Here is a 12,885-nt window from a genome sequence, read left to right as displayed (position 1 = left end):
GTCACAGGTCCGCCATCAGGAGACCGGTCAGGTCCCCGGCGCCTCCGGCGCCGAGCGCCTGCTCAGCCCAGATGATCTTGCCTCGGTCGGTGTACCGGGTCCCCCAGCGGCGGGACATCTGAGCGACGAGGAACAGACCACGGCCCCCCTCGTCGGTGAAGGCCGCGCGGCGCAGGTGCGGGGAGGTGCTGGTGCCGTCGGCGACCTCGCAGATCAGGCTGTCGCCGTCGCGCAGCAGCCGCAGGCTGATGGGGCTCGCCCCGTACCGGATGGCGTTCGTCACGAGTTCGCTGAGGATCAGCTCGGTCGTGAAGGCGGCCTCGCCGAGCCCCCAGGATTCCAGCCTGCGGGTCGCCTCGGCGCGGATCCGGGAGACGGCGGCGGGATCGTCGGGCACCTCCCACTCCTCGACCTGCTCCGGGTCGAGCAGGCGGGTCCGTGCGACGAGCAGGGCGACGTCGTCACTCGACCCGGTGCCCAGCATCGCGTCGAGCACCGCCCGGCAGGTGTCGTCCGGGGTGGCGCCGTCCGTGTGGGCGAGCGCCTCGCTCAGCATGCCGAGCCCGGTGTCGATGTCACGGCCGCGGGCCTCGACGAGGCCGTCGGTGTAGAGGACCAGCCGGCTGTCGGCGGCCAGCCGGAGCACGGCGGTCTCGACGGGCAGACCGCCTCCCACGCCGAGTGGCGGGGCGACGGGGATGTCGGGGAAGGTCACGGAGCCGTCGGGCGAGACCAGCGCCGGGCCGGGATGACCGGCCCGGGCGAGAACGCACCGCCCGGAGACCGGATCGTAGACCGCGTACAGGCAGGTGGCACCGGTGACGGACTCGGTCTCGCCCTCGGCCGCCGCGTCCTGGTCGATCCGGGTGATCAGGTCGTCCAGGTGCGCGAGAAGCTCGTCCGGAGGCAGGTCCAGGGCGGCGAAGTTGTGCACCGCGGTCCTCAGGCGACCCATCGTCGCGGCGGCGTGCAGACCGTGTCCGACGACGTCGCCGACCACCAGGGCCACCCGGGCCCCCGGCAGCGGGATGACGTCGTACCAGTCGCCTCCCACCCCCGCCTGGGCGGGCAGGTACCGGTGCCCGACCTCCAGGGCGGACAGCTCGGGGAGTGCGCCGGGCAGCAGGCTGCGCTGGAGGGTGACGGCCGTGGTGTGCTCGCGGGTGTACCGGCGCGCGTTGTCGATGCACACGGCCGCCCGGGCGGCGAGTTCCTCGGCGGGCGACAGGTCGTCCGGCTCGAAGGGGTCCTGCTCCGAACGCCAGAACTCCACGACCCCGAGCAATTGGCCTCGGGCCCGGAGCGGCACCGAGATCATGGAGTGGACACCGAATTCGATGACCTTCCGGGCCCGCTCCGGGTTCTGGACCCGCCATCCGTCGGCCAGGGCGAGATCAGCCACCAGGACCGGCCGGCCGGTGGCCATCCCGATGGCCACGGGGTTGCCGGGCGCGTAGTTCATACGCCTCCCGACGGGGTAGAGGGGCACGTCGTCCCGGATGCCCTCGATTGCGACACGGCGCAACTCCATGCTCGCCCCCGTCGGTTCGCCCCCTTGCAACACGGACTCCGCCAGCTCGACGGTGGCGAAGTCGGCGAAGCGCGGGACCGCCACCTCGGTCAGCTCCTCGGCGGTGCGCTCCATGTCGAGCGTCGTACCGATGCGCGTACTGGCCTCGTAGAGCAGTTGCAGGCGCCCACCCGCCACGTCCGCCCGGCCCGCGAGGGCGCGCAGCTCCGTGGTGTCCCGCAGGGTGGCCACACTGCCCCCCTGCGGGCCGACCACCGGCCGCACGCTGACCGCGAGCAGGATGTCCCCGGCCAGGAAGACCTCGTCCGTGGCCGCCCGGCCCGATGCCAGCAGTTCCGCCAGGGCCGGGCTCAGCCCGAGTCCGGTGACCGGCCTGCCCTCGGCCTCCGGCGGCAGTGCGAGCAGCCGGCGCGCCTCGTCGTTGACCAGCAGCAGCCTTCCGTCACCGTCCAGAATGATCACGCCCTCACGGACGGCGTGCAGCACCGCGTCGTGGTGCTCGTACATGCGGGTCATCTCCACCGGCCCCAGACCCCGGGTCTGGCGCCGCAGACGCCCGCTGACCAGCGCCGACCCACCCGCGGCCAGCAGCAGCGCGACTCCGCCGGCGGCGAAGATCACCGGCAGTTGGTGCTGCACCACGCTGGTCACCTTGTCCACCGTGACCCCCACGGTGACGAGGCCCACCGCGTTCCCCTTCTCGTCGAAGACGGCCACCGTCGAGTCGACCGCCTTCCCCAGGCTGCTGTCGAACGTGGTCTGGTGGGGCTCTCCTTCGAGCGCCTGGCCGTAGGACGTGGAGACGTGCTTCCCGATCTGGTCGGGGTCCGGGTGGGTCCATCGGAAGCCGTAGGGGCTCAGCGCCACGACGTAGTCGACGCCGGTCTTCTTGCGCACCACCTCGGCATGTGGCTGGAGTTCCGCCGTCGGGTCGTCGCTCTGCATCGCCTCCGCGGTGCCGGGGGCGTTCGCGAACGACTCGGCCGCCACCAGCGACCGGTCGCCGGCTTCCTGGATCGCGCGGTTCCGGTCCTGGATCACGAGCACCAGCACGGCCGTGGCGATGAGGAGCAGGACGACGCCCAGTTGCAGCAGGAAGACCTGACCGGCGACGCTGCGCGGCAACCGCAACCACGGCACACGCCGACCGGCCGAACGGTGACGGGTCTTCGGGCCGGCTTCCGGCGGCCCGGCCTCCGGTGGCACGCGGTCGCGCCGGCGGCTCGCTGGGACGTATCGCCCGAGTTTGCCCATTTTCCCAGTATCAGCGACCGATCCGGAGGGCGCGGCTCAGGACGGGCCCGGGCCGGTCCGGTGGGGCGGGAGAGCTCCGGAACGCAAAATTACCGGCGAGTCACATGACTCACCGGTAATTCGTGAACGCATGGGGAACGATCGCGATCGTTCCCGCTGGTGTCCGAGGGGGGACTTGAACCCCCACGCCCGATAAAGGGCACTAGCACCTCAAGCTAGCGCGTCTGCCATTCCGCCACCCGGACCAGGTGTCTGCCGCTTTGGGGTGTTTCCCGCGGCGACATGGATAACTCTACCAGGGGTTCGAGGTGGCTTTCACCCACGTTTTCCGTGGTCAGTGCGGTGCGGCGGCCCCGACGGCCTTGATCACGGACGCGTTGCACCGCCAGGCGTACAGAATGTGGCGATTCCCCTACGGAGTGTGCGTTTCTCGGCGTTCGGCCCCCTAGCCTGCCCGGGTGAGCTACTCCGAGTACCGCAGACCCCGGATCCTGACGCCGCTGCGGGAGCACCTGAGGGACACGTTCTGGTTCGCGCCGGTCGCCGCCATGGTCGCCGTCTTCGTGCTGTGGGTCGTGGCCGACGAGCTGGACCGGGCCCTCGTCGAGTACCTCCAGGGCGAGCAGGCCTACGACGACGTCGCCGACCTGATCAAGATCGCCGAGGACGCGAAGACGATCGTGACGACGATCAGCTCGGCGATGATGACCTTCATCGGCGTGGTGTTCTCGATCTCCCTGGTCGCCCTGCAGATGGCCAGTGGGCAGCTCAGCCCCCGGGTGGTGCCGATGTTCATCCGGAGCCGGATCACCAAGGCGACCTTCTCCGTCTTCCTGGCGACGTTCCTGCTCTCCCTGCTGGTCCTCGCCGCGTACGAGGGCGAGACCGACCCCGAGCGCGTCACGGCCGTGCCGTTGGTGCAGTCGATCCTGACGCTCCTCATGCTGGGGCTGAGCCTGCTGCTCTTCGTGGCGTACGTGAACACCACGCTGCGGCTGATGCGGGTGGGACACGTGGTGGACCTGATCACGAGCGAGGCGTTCCGGGTCCTCGCGAAGCAGCCCCGGTACGAGGGCGTGGTCGAGGACCTCGGGCCGGCGACGGAATTCCTCACCCACCGGGGCCGGGCGGGCGTGCTGCGCGACGTGAACGTCGCGCTGCTGGTGCGGGCCGCCCGGCGGCACGGGGTGGTGCTGCGGCTGATCCCCCGCATCGGCGACTTCGTCCTGCCGGGTACCCGGATCCTGGCCGTCCACGGTGACGGGCAGGTGCCCCGCCTGCTGTCCTCGGCCGTGTCGGTCGGCATCGAGCGGTCGTTCTACCAGGACCTCTCCTTCGGGCTGCGGCAGCTCTCCGACATCGCGCTGCGGGCCCTCTCCTCCTCCGTGAACGATCCGACGACGGCCGTGCAGTGCCTGGACCGGACCACCCAGTTCCTCTCGGCGCTCGCGGACCGCCCGCTGGGCACGGTCCGCCATCGCGACCGCAAGGGCGCGGTCCGGCTGGTCCAGGAGGTGCCGGGGTGGACGGATCTGGTGGACCTGGGGTTCGCCGAGGTCCGGGCCTGCGCGGAGGGCAACCCGCAGGTGATCCGCCGGCTCCTCGCGGGTCTGGACGATCTGCTCTCGCTGGTACCCGCCGAGCGCCGTCAGCCGCTCCTGCGGCATCGCACGCTCCTGGTGCAGCTGGTGGAGCGCACGATCCCGGAGCCGGCCGACCGGGACTTCGCCCTGAAGGCCGATCGTCAGGGGATCGGCTGATCCGGGGCCGGGGGCCCGGGGCCTCCGCGGCCCCGGGCCCTTCGGTCAGCAGTCCTTCTCGCGCAGGGAGTGGAGGTGGGCGCTGGACTTGCGGGCGAAGGCGAAGGACTCGACGGGGTTGTCGTGCTCGGCCTGCCAGTGGTGGGCGTTGCGCCCGTGGCGGGTGCGGTTCACCGCGGAGATGAAGCGCTGGTAGTCGATGTCCCCGTCGCCGACGTCCGACATCCGGTAGCCGTCGCGGACCGAGTCGTCGTGCTCGCCGTCCTTGACGTGGAAGAGCGGGTACCGGTGGGGCTGGCGCAGGACGTAGTCCAGCGGGTCGAAGGGGGCCGGGGTGCCGTCGACGCGGCGGGAGAAGCGGAACTGGGCCACGTACGCCCAGTAGATGTCGAGTTCGAGATGGACGAGCTCGGGGTCGGTCTCGGCGAGCAGGACGTCGTAGAGGCGGACGTCGGGGCGGTCGGTGGCGAAGGAGAACTCCTCGGCGTGGTTGTGCTGGTAGAACTTCATGCCGCGCTTCTTCGCCTCGGCGCCGTACCGGTTGAACTCCTCGGCGCAGCGCTTCCAGCCGTCGACGGTGCTGCCGTAGCGCCAGGGGCCCGAGGCCGTGCCGATGTGCGGGAGGCCGAGGGCCTGGGCGTCGTCGAGGACCCGGGTGAGGTTCTGGGCGAAGGTGTAGGCGTTCGGGTCGGAGGAGTAGTAGCCGACGTGGCTGCCGATGGCCCGCAGACCGTGGTCGCGGGTGAGGCGCCTGAGCTCGGGCAGGGTGATGGCTCCTGCCGAACCCTGGGTGTAGCCGGCGAACTCGACCTCGTCGTATCCGTACTTCCTGAGCTCGGCGAAGACCGTGTCGAAGCCGAGCGTGGCGACCTTGTCCCGTAGCGAGTAGAGCTGGATGCCGAGACGGCCGGGCGGCAGGACGGGGCGGCCGTGGCCCCTGCCCCGGGTGGCGGGGTCGGCCGCGGAGGGCGCGGGTCCGGCCGCCGAGGCGGCCGGGGCGGCGGCCGCGAGGATGCCGGCGGCGGTCGCGCCGGCCGCGACGCCCAACATGGCCCGCCGGCTGAGCTTGTGGGTGAGTTCCGGGTCCACGGACGTACGGGGGATGCGGCTCATCTGTGGATAACTCCTCGTTGTCGGATTCGTCTGCTTCACTGGATTCCGTTGCACCGGGATCGGGTCAGTGGAGACCGGCGAGTCGAAGCAGCAGGGATTTCACATCGGTGGCCGCGACGCGGCCGCTTACGGCGCGGGGGGTGGAGCACAGAATGAGCGGACCTTCGTCATCGCTCGTGGGGAGGCGGCCATGGCTGCCGCGAATAGGTGAGGGATCGAGCGGCACGACCGCCAGCCGGTAGCGCATGCCGAGCTTCTTGCGGGCGATCGCCGTGGCCGCCTTGACCCGGACGTAGGGGTCGAGCGGGTCCATGAACAGTTCGGCGGGGTCGTAGCCGGGTTTCCGGTGGATCTCGACGAGCTGGGCGAAGTCGGGGGCCTTCGCGTCGTCGAGCCAGTAGTAGTACGTGAACCAGGCGTCGGGCTCGGCGAGGGCGACGAACTCCCCGGAGCGGGGGTGGTCGAGGCCGTACTCCTTCTTGCCTTCGTCGTCGAGGAGCCGCTCGATGCCGGGGACGCCCGCGAGGGCGTCGCGGACGCGGGCCATCTCCCCGGGATCGCCGTGGTCGCGGACGTAGACGTGGGCGAGCTGGTGGTCGGCGACCGCGAAGGCGCGGGAGGTCATCGGGTCCAGGTACTCCATGCCGTCCTGGGTGTGCACCTCCAGGAGACCCGCCCGGCGCAGGGCCCGGTTGATGTCGACGGGACGGCTGACACGCGTGATGCCGTACTCGGACAGGGCGACGACCGTGCGGCCTTCGGCACGGGCGTCGTCGAGGAGCGGGGCGAGGGCGGCGTCGAGTTCGGCGGCCGCGCGGAAGGAGCGGGGGTCGTCGGGGCCGTAGCGCTGGAGGTCGTAGTCGAGGTGGGGGACGTAGCAGAGGGCCAGGTCCGGGTGGCGGGTGCGCAGGATGTGGCGGGTGGCATCGATGATCCACCGGCTGGAGACGAGGTCGGCGCCGGGTCCCCAGAAGTGGAAGAGGGGGAACGTGCCGAGTGCGTCGGTGAGTTCGTCGTGGAGGGCCGGGGGGCGGGTGTAGCAGTCGGGTTCCTTGCGGCCGTCCGCGTAGTAGACGGGACGGGGGGTGACGGTGATGTCGGTGTCCGCGCCCATGGCGTACCACCAGCAGATGTTGGCGACGGTGTAGCCGGGGTGGGCGCGGCGGGCCGCGTCCCAGATCCGGTCGCCGGACACGAGTCCGTTGTGCTGGCGCCAGAGCAGGACGTCGCCGAGTTCGCGGAAGTACCAGCCGTTGGCGACGATGCCGTGCTCGGAGGGGAGCGTGCCGGTGAGGAAGGTGGACTGGGCGGTGCAGGTGACGGCCGGCAGGACGGTGGAGAGGAGGGCTTCGGATCCGGAGCGGGCGAGGGCCTGCAGGCGGGGCATGTGGGGCAGCAGCCGGGGGGTGAGGCCGACGACGTCGAGGACGAGGAGGGGGGTGGGCGGGGTGTCGCTCCGGGGGCCGGTCATGGGAGTTCCTTGAGGCCGAGTTCGGTCAGGAGATCCCGGGCCAGCGTGAGTTCGGCGGCGATGCCGTCGGCGAGGCGGGCGCGGGTGCGGGGCCGTTGTGCGGCCGGGAGGGCCTGCCAGGTGTAGGTCTCCACCTCCAGGTGGTGGGTGCGGGGGTGCGGTCCGCCGACGAGGAGGGCGAGCGCGTCCCGGAGCACGGGCAGCGTGGAGGTGAGCGGCGGGGCGGGAGGGCTGTGCAGGGGGACGTGGAAGTGGGCGCGCCAGGGGGCGCCGTCGGGGAGGGTGCGGCCCGCGAGGGCTTCGGCGAGGTCGTCGGTGCCGCGCAGTCCGGCGGAGGTGCGGGTCCGGGTCTGGTGGAGGAACCGGGGCTCGTCGAAGGCGGCGAGTGCGGCGCGCACGTCGGGGAGATGGGGGTGCTCGGCATGCAGGGCGGCGGAGAGCTGGGCCTTGGGCACGGAGATGCCGGCCGCGGCGAGGGCGTCCAGGGCGGTGCGGGGGTCTTCGAAGGAGGTGGCGAGGTGGCAGGTGTCGACACAGACGCCGATACGGGGGCTCGCCACGGCGGTGAGCGGGGCGATGGCGTCGGCGGTGGTCTCGACGGTGCAGCCGGGCTCCGGTTCGAGTCCGATCCGGACGGACTTCCCGGTGAGCTCCTCGAGGGCGTCGAGGCGTTCGGCGAGGGTGGTCAGGGCGGCGAGGGCGGTGTCCGCGGCGTGGGAGTCGAAGGGGGAGCGCCAGGCGAGCGGGAGGGTGGAGACGGATCCCCCGGTGATGTCGTCGGGAAGGAGCGCGGCGAGGAGGCGGGCGAGGTCGGTGGTGTGGGCGAGGCGTTCGGGGCGGGTCCAGTCCGGCTGGTAGACGCGGTACTTGACCGCTTCGGCGCCGAACCCCTCGTAGGGGAAGCCGTTGAGGGTGACGACCTCCAGGCCGCGGCGATCGGTCTCGGCGCGCAGGCCGCGGAGCGAGACGGGGTCGGTGATGAGGGAGTGGACGGCGTCCCGGGCGAGCCAGAGTCCGATGCCGAGGCGGTCGCGGCCCAGGCGGCGGCGGATCGGCTCGCAGTGGTCGCGGAGTTGGGCGAGGACGCCGTCGAGGGTCTCCGCGGGGTGGACGTTGGTGCAGTAGGCGAGGTGGACGGTCGAGCCGTCGGGGTGGCGGAAGCGCACGGTTCGGCCCTCCCTACTCGCCGCCGCGCAGGACGGAGTTGCCCTCGTGGGTGGCGTCGGTGGAGGGGAGGTCGAGTCGCAGCCGGCCGCTGAGGCCGTAGAAGGCGACGGGGTTCCGCCACAGGACCCGGTCGACGTCGTCGTCGGAGAAGCCCGCGGCGAGCATGGCGTCGCCGACCCGGCGGGTCTTGAGGGGGTCGCTGTCGCCCCAGTCGGCGGCCGAGTTGACGAGGACGCGGTCCGGCCCGTGGTCCTTGAGGATGGCGACCATCCGGTCCTCGTCCATCTTGGTGTCGGGATAGATGGAGAAGCCGAGCCAGGCGCCGCTGTCGGCGGCCTCCTTGACGGTGGTCTCGTTGAGGTGGTCGAGGAGGACCCGGTCGGGCGCGAGCGCCGATTCGCGCACGACGTCGAGGGTGCGGCGCAGGCCGGCGAGCTTGTCGCGGTGCGGGGTGTGGACGAGGGCGGGCAGGTCGTGGTCGGCGGCCAGCTGGAGCTGGGCGGCGAGGGCGTGGTCCTCGGCCGGGGTCATGGAGTCGTAGCCGATCTCGCCGACGGCGACGACGTGGTCCTTGACGAGGTAGCGGGGCAGGGCGTCGAGGACGGGGGTGCAGCGGGGGTCGTTGGCCTCCTTGGGGTTGAGGGCGAGGGTGCAGTGGTGGGCGATGCCGTACTGGGCGGCGCGGAAGGGCTCCCAGCCGAGGAGGGAGTCGAAGTAGTCGAGGAAGGAGTCGGGCGAGGTACGGGGCTGGCCGAGCCAGAAGGAGGGTTCGACGAGGGCGCGGACACCGGCGGCGTGCAGGGCGCGGTAGTCGTCCGTGGTGCGCGAGGACATGTGGATGTGGGGGTCGAAGATGCGCATCAGGACTCCTCGGTGGGGGTGGCGAGCGCGAGGACGCGGGGGAGGTCGGCGGGGACGGCGCGGCCGGCGGCGGTGCGTTCGGCGGCGTAGTCGGTGAGCATCCGGGCGAGTTCTCCGTCGCCGCGGGCCCGGCGGGGCAGGTCGGCGACGGCGTCGGTCGGGACGCCGGTGAAGAGGCACTTGAGCACGGCCTGGCGCCAGAGGTGGGGGGTCAGGTGGGTGGCGCCGTAGGGGCCCAGGGCCGCGGCGATCAGCGCGGTGTCGTGGGTGCGCAGGGCGTCCTCGACGATCGGCAGGGCGTCGGGGCCGGACACGAGTGAGGGGAGGGCGAGGAGGACGGCGCGGCGCTCGGCGGCGGTGCCGTGCCTGTAGAGGCGGGTGAGGGTGGCCGTGTCCGCCGCGGCCTCCTTCAGCAGGAGGGTGCGGACGGAGTCGGCGTGGGCGGGGCCGCAGTGACGACCGGCGGAGGCGAAGCGCAGCTCCCAGGCGGGGGTGCGGGCGGCTGCGTCGGCGAGGGCCGCTTCGAGCCAGTGGCGGGCGGGTTCGGTCAGCATGCCGGGGCCTCCTCGGGGGCGAGTCGGCTGCGGAGGAACGAAAGGGAGGTGCGGGCGAGTTCGGGGCCGGCGTGGGAGTGGCGGGGCAGTTCGACGACCGTGAGGCCCGGGTAGCCGCCGGCGGCGAGTTCGGTGAGGGCGGCGAGGAGGGGCGGGAAGTCGATCTCGCCGTCGCCGAAGGGCAGGTGCTCGTGGACGCCGCGGCGCATGTCCTCGATCTGGATGTGGCGTATCCAGGGGGCGGAGGCGCGGACGCAGTCGGCCGGTGGGAGGGGTTCCAGGCACTGGCAGTGGCCGAGGTCGAGGGTGAGCCCGAGGAGGTCGGGACCGGGGGCGCCGAGAAGTTCCCGCAGGTGGTGGAAGTCGTCCAGGGTGGCGAGGAGGTGTCCCGGTTCGGGTTCGACGGCGAGGGGGACGCGGGCGGCGGAGGCGGCCTCGAGGACGGGGGTGAGGGACTCCGTCAGGTGCTTCCAGGCGACGGTGTCGGAGGTCGCGGGCGGTTTGATGCCGCTGAAGCAGTGGAGGGCGTGGGCGCCGAGGTCGGCGGCGACCCGGACGGCGCGCAGGAGGAACCGGGTGCGGGTGGCGCGGGCCTCGGGGTCCGGGTCGAGGAGTGAGGGGCCGTGCTTGCGGCGCGGGTCGAGGACGTAGCGGGCGCCGGTCTCGACGGTGACGCCCAGGCCGAGCCGCTCCAGCCGGCGCGCGACGGCGGCGGTACGGGCGGGGAGGTCGGCGGCGAGGGGGTCGAGGTGCATGTGGTCGAGGGTCAGGCCGACGCCGTCGTAGCCGAGGTCGGCGAGGAGGGTGAGCGCGTCGTCGAGGCGCAGGTCGGTGAGTCCGTTGGTGCCGTAGCCGAGACGCAGGGGGTGGGGCCGGGTGGGGGCGCCGGAGGGTGTGGGGCTCATGTGGGGCTCACCTTCCGGGCGAGGGCGCGGGCGAGCGGGGCGAGGGCGAGCAGCGCGAGGCCGGTGCCGGGGGCGCCGGCGCGGAGGGCGAGTGTGGCCTGGAGGGGGATGAGGGCGCGGATCCCGGCGCCGACGGAGCGCTGGACGAGCGGCGGGGAGGGGTGGAGGGCCGCGTGGAGGTACGGGGCGGCGGGGGTGCGTGCGTAGCCCGCGGCGACGGCGGCGGTGAGCAGCCGGCCGGCCGTCACACCGAGGGGGGCTGCCACGGGTCGCCCGGGGATGGACGGTGGCGGTGGGCGCCGGACGGAGGGGCGTGGGCGGGCCGCCGTGGCGGCCACCGCGAGGGTGGCCGCCAGGGCCAGTAACGGGGCTCGGCCGGAGCCGCCTCGGGTCTCGTGCCGGGAGACCGAGGTGACGGCCCAGGTGTGCGCGGCCAGGAGGGCGGCGGAAGGGAGGGCGGCGGAGGGGAGGGGGCGGGGGGAGAGGGGGCCCGTGGCCGTGGCGCCGAGCAGCAGGTCGAGGCCCCGCGCCGCCGCCATCGCCGCGGGGCCGGCCGGAGTGTGCTTGAGGCGCAGGTCGTAGGACCAGACGGTGGCGGCCAGCGTGGTGGCGACCACGAGGGAGGGACGGCCCGCGCGTGCGGCGAGGCCGAGGCCGGCCGCTGTCAGGGCCACGGAGGCGGTGAGGGCGGCCCGAGGGGTGATGCGGCCGGAGGGGAGGGGGCGGTGGGGGCGGTCTCGGGCGTCCTCGTCGCGGTCCGCCCAGTCGTTGAGCGTCATGCCCGCCTCGTAGAGGCAGAGGGAAGCGCCGGCGGCGAGCAGGGTGCGACGGTTCGGGCGCATGCCTGCCGCGGCCGCCCCGGCCAGGGCGTCTCCGGGCACCGTGAACAGTGCCGACACACGGAGCAGTTCGGCCCAGGCCGCGCACACGGTACCGACGCCGGCCCCGGGCCGGGGTCCCGCGGACCGCGTCGACCCTTCGCCGCTGTTGTCATGCGCGTCGCTCGTGTCACGCGCGACGTGCGCGATGTGCGCGACGGCCTCCGTGCTCGTGTCGCGCGCGTCGCTCGTGTCGGGCTCCGCGCTCGCCCTCGGGCGTCGAGCGCCCGGTGCGCGGTCGGTGTCGTGTGCGGGGCCCGTGTCCGATGTGCTCATCGGCTCTCCCCCAGCCGCGTCGCGAACGCCACGAGTCGCGTGTACTGCTCGGCGAGGTCCGCCGGTGCCGCGCCCTCGGGGTCCTTGAAGTAGAAGGCCAGGTCCTCCAACGGGCCGCTCACGCCCCGTTCGTGGGCGCGGGCGGTGAGCCGCGCCAGGTCGAGGACGAGAGGGGCGGCGAGCGCCGAGTCGCAGCCCTGCCAGGTGGTCTGGAGGGTCATCCGGGAGGAGAGGAATCCGTCGAAGGCGATGTGGTCCCAGGCCGTCTTCCACTCCCCCAGGGCCGGTACGTCGTCGATGTGCACCTCGCCCTCCGGGGCCCGGCCGAACACCTCGGCCAGCACGCGTTCCTTGCCGGCGTTCTTCGCCGCGGCGGCGGCCGGGTCGGCGAGGGCCGCACCGTCCCCGCCGCCGAGGAGGTTCGTGCCGGACCAGGACCGTACGGTCAGCGCCCGCCGGAGGAACATCGGCGCGAGGACGGAGCGCAGCAGCGTCTGGCCGGTCTTCCCGTCGCGTCCGGCGTACGGCAGGCCGCTCGCGGCGACGTCGGCGGCGAGGGCCGGATGGCGCAGTCCGGAGGAGGGGGTGAAGTTGACGTAGGGGCAGCCGGCGCGCAGTGCCGCGGCGGCGTAGAGCGAGCTGGGCGGGAGCCCGGCGCCCCCCGACGCCGGCTCCGTGGAGGCCACGTTGATCACGACCACGCGGTCGAGGTCCAGCCGGGATCCGAAGTCCGTCAGGTCGGTGGCGAACGCGGAGACCAGTTCCTCCTCGCTCCGGTTCTCGCCCGGCTGCGGGCCGCCCGGCCTGATCTCGTCCTCCGCGGCCCGCAGTTCACCTGCCACGGCCGCCGCCAGCCCGTGCGGGAGGACTCCGGCGACGGTCAGTTGCTCGGCCCGCTTGGGCAGCGGACACGCCGCCGTGTCGTGTCCGCCGAAGACCAGGGCGGCGAGGGGCGGGAGACCGGCCGGGGCGAACGCCTCGGTCTCGGTCACCATCCCGGTGGGCGGGTGCAGTCCGGCCGTGACCGCGGCCCAGCCGGCGACCGTCGTGGTGGCGACGGAGCCTCTCGCCCCGATCAGCCAGACTCCTGTGCGTGTTCCCGTGGTCACGACGCT

The 12,885-nt window shown here is 73.1% G+C and carries 10 protein-coding genes and 1 tRNA gene; 1 reads left to right on the top strand and 10 read right to left on the bottom strand.

The features are described from left to right. Window position 1: 1 nt before the first annotated feature. Complete coding sequence (locus ACGFZF_RS11555; RefSeq protein ID WP_393553364.1) at window positions 2-2,785, bottom strand: SpoIIE family protein phosphatase; 2,784 nt, start codon at window positions 2,783-2,785, stop codon at window positions 2-4. 157 nt (window positions 2,786-2,942) lie between these two features. Continuing rightward, a tRNA-Leu gene (locus ACGFZF_RS11550) sits at window positions 2,943-3,030 on the bottom strand. 213 nt (window positions 3,031-3,243) lie between these two features. On the opposite strand from ACGFZF_RS11550, the gene ACGFZF_RS11545 reads away from it, so the two are divergent. Continuing rightward, on the top strand, window positions 3,244-4,545 hold the full coding sequence (locus ACGFZF_RS11545) for a DUF2254 domain-containing protein (protein ID WP_393553362.1): 1,302 nt from the start codon (window positions 3,244-3,246) through the stop codon (window positions 4,543-4,545). Window positions 4,546-4,590: 45 nt separating this feature from the next. Here ACGFZF_RS11545 and ACGFZF_RS11540 read toward each other — a convergent pair whose 3' ends face one another. The 8 genes from ACGFZF_RS11540 to ACGFZF_RS11505 all read right to left on the bottom strand — a co-directional run bounded on the left by ACGFZF_RS11540 (window position 4,591) and on the right by ACGFZF_RS11505 (window position 12,879). Next, window positions 4,591-5,658, bottom strand: coding sequence for a sugar phosphate isomerase/epimerase family protein (locus ACGFZF_RS11540; RefSeq protein WP_393553360.1), 1,068 nt, complete (start codon window positions 5,656-5,658; stop codon window positions 4,591-4,593). 64 nt (window positions 5,659-5,722) lie between these two features. Beyond that, window positions 5,723-7,129 carry an alkaline phosphatase family protein gene (locus ACGFZF_RS11535; protein WP_393553358.1) on the bottom strand — a complete coding sequence of 469 codons (1,407 nt, stop codon included), beginning with the start codon at window positions 7,127-7,129 and terminating at the stop codon, window positions 5,723-5,725. Beyond that, a complete protein-coding gene (eboE, locus tag ACGFZF_RS11530; protein WP_393553356.1) occupies window positions 7,126-8,295 on the bottom strand; it encodes a metabolite traffic protein EboE in 1,170 nt (389 codons plus the stop codon). The genes ACGFZF_RS11535 and eboE overlap by 4 nt, the downstream gene beginning before the upstream one ends. Window positions 8,296-8,308: 13 nt before the next feature. Further along, window positions 8,309-9,157, bottom strand: coding sequence for a TatD family hydrolase (locus ACGFZF_RS11525; RefSeq protein WP_393553354.1), 849 nt, complete (start codon window positions 9,155-9,157; stop codon window positions 8,309-8,311). Further along, window positions 9,157-9,711 carry an EboA domain-containing protein gene (locus ACGFZF_RS11520; RefSeq protein ID WP_393553352.1) on the bottom strand — a complete coding sequence of 185 codons (555 nt, stop codon included), beginning with the start codon at window positions 9,709-9,711 and terminating at the stop codon, window positions 9,157-9,159. Before ACGFZF_RS11520 ends, ACGFZF_RS11525 begins: the two co-directional genes overlap by 1 nt. Then, window positions 9,705-10,616, bottom strand: coding sequence for a sugar phosphate isomerase/epimerase family protein (locus ACGFZF_RS11515; RefSeq protein ID WP_393553350.1), 912 nt, complete (start codon window positions 10,614-10,616; stop codon window positions 9,705-9,707). Before ACGFZF_RS11515 ends, ACGFZF_RS11520 begins: the two co-directional genes overlap by 7 nt. Beyond that, window positions 10,613-11,770, bottom strand: a complete 1,158-nt coding sequence (locus ACGFZF_RS11510) for an SCO3242 family prenyltransferase (protein ID WP_393553348.1) — start codon at window positions 11,768-11,770, stop codon at window positions 10,613-10,615. The genes ACGFZF_RS11515 and ACGFZF_RS11510 overlap by 4 nt, the downstream gene beginning before the upstream one ends. Continuing rightward, window positions 11,767-12,879, bottom strand: a complete 1,113-nt coding sequence (locus ACGFZF_RS11505) for an inositol-3-phosphate synthase (protein WP_393553346.1) — start codon at window positions 12,877-12,879, stop codon at window positions 11,767-11,769. The genes ACGFZF_RS11510 and ACGFZF_RS11505 overlap by 4 nt, the downstream gene beginning before the upstream one ends. Window positions 12,880-12,885: the final 6 nt, after the last annotated feature.

The sequence above is a fragment of the Streptomyces sp. NPDC048338 genome (genome assembly GCF_043201055.1).
In the GTDB taxonomy this organism is placed as follows: Bacteria; Actinomycetota; Actinomycetes; order Streptomycetales; family Streptomycetaceae; genus Streptomyces.
The sequence above is the reverse complement of the archived record's forward strand: the minus strand, read 5'-3'. Positions and strand labels throughout refer to the sequence as shown.